Source organism: Gordonia sp. NPDC003425 (assembly GCF_053588635.1).
In genome coordinates this window covers 1-1,419 of sequence record NZ_JBSFQI010000050.1, presented here as the reverse complement: position 1 = coordinate 1,419, position 1,419 = coordinate 1, and the positions used below count along the sequence as shown (strand labels likewise).

Here is a 1,419-nt window from a genome sequence, read left to right as displayed (position 1 = left end):
CGAGGAATGATCAAGACCTGTGGATCAGGGAGGGCGTGCCTTCCCGTAAATATGATCCTGGTAGTCACTTGATCAAGTCAGCGTTGCAGCGCTGGCGGAAAGGCACGCCTCGTGCTCACGGTAGTCAACTCCAACGAAGGTTCCAACCCGGCTGGCGAGGACCGCTCCATCCTCGATCAGATCGTCCGAGACGGTGCTCGGCAGATGCTCGCCGCGGCATTGCGCGCCGAGGTCGCCGCCTACATCGACCAGTTCACCGATCAGGTCGATGAGAACGGGCACCGTCTGGTGGTGCGTAACGGCTCCCACAACGAGCGGGAGGTGATGACCGCTGCGGGTGCGGTTGCGGTGAAGGCACCGCGGGTCAACGACAAGCGCGTCGACCCAGACACCGGTGAGCGGCAGAGGTTCTCGTCGAAGATTCTGCCGGCGTGGGCACGCAAAAGCCCGGAGATCTCCGCGGTCCTGCCGCTGCTGTACCTGCATGGACTGTCCACCGGCGATTTCGGGCCGGCACTCGAGCAGTTCCTCGGTTCCGGCGCTGGGTTGTCGGCGGCCACCATCAGCCGACTCACTGCCCAGTGGCAGAAAGAAGCCGCAGCCTTCGCCGACCGCGACATCACCGCCGACTATGTGTACGTGTGGGTCGACGGCATCCACCTCAAGGTGCGCCTGGAGCAGGAGAAGCTGTGTCTGTTGGTCATGATCGGCGTCCGCGCCGACGGCCGCAAGGAGTTGATCGCGCTCGCTGACGGCTACCGGGAATCGACCGAGTCGTGGGCCGATCTGCTGCGCAGCTGTAAACGCCGTGGCATGCCGTCCCCGACCCTGGCGGTCGGGGACGGCGCGCTCGGGTTCTGGGCCGGGGTCCGCGAGGTGTTCCCCGAGAGCCGGGAACAACGCTGCTGGTTTCATAAGCAAGCCAATGTGCTTGCGGCACTGCCGAAATCGGCACACCCCAACGCTATCAAAGCGATGCAGGAAATCTACAACGCCGAAGACGAACAGCATGCCCGTCAAGCCATCGCTGCATTCGAGAAGACCTACGGTGCCAAGTATCCGAAAGCCGTGGCCAAGATCGTCGACGACACCGACGTGCTCCTGGAGTTCTATCGGTATCCCGCTGAGCATTGGATTCATCTGCGGACCACCAATCCGATCGAGTCGACGTTCGCGACCGTGCGGCTACGGACCAAAGTCACCAAAGGCCCCGGATCCCGCGCGGCCGGCATCGCGATGGCCTACAAACTGATCGAGGCCGCGCAGTCGAAATGGCGGGCGGTCAACGCACCACATCTGGTGAAACTGGTCCGTGATGGCGCCACCTTCGAGAAAGGCAAACTCGTCGAACCCGACGCCACCTCAGGCACCCAGGAGGCCGCCTGAAAACCGCTCATCCACAGGTCTTGACAATATCTC

At 62.9% G+C, this 1,419-nt stretch carries 1 protein-coding gene; it reads left to right on the top strand.

The genetic code is table 11. From position 1 onward, the window contains the following. The first annotated feature begins 111 nt into the window (after positions 1-111). Complete coding sequence (locus ACWDTD_RS20535) at positions 112-1,386, top strand: IS256 family transposase (protein WP_003946207.1); 1,275 nt, start codon at positions 112-114, stop codon at positions 1,384-1,386. Positions 1,387-1,419: the final 33 nt, after the last annotated feature.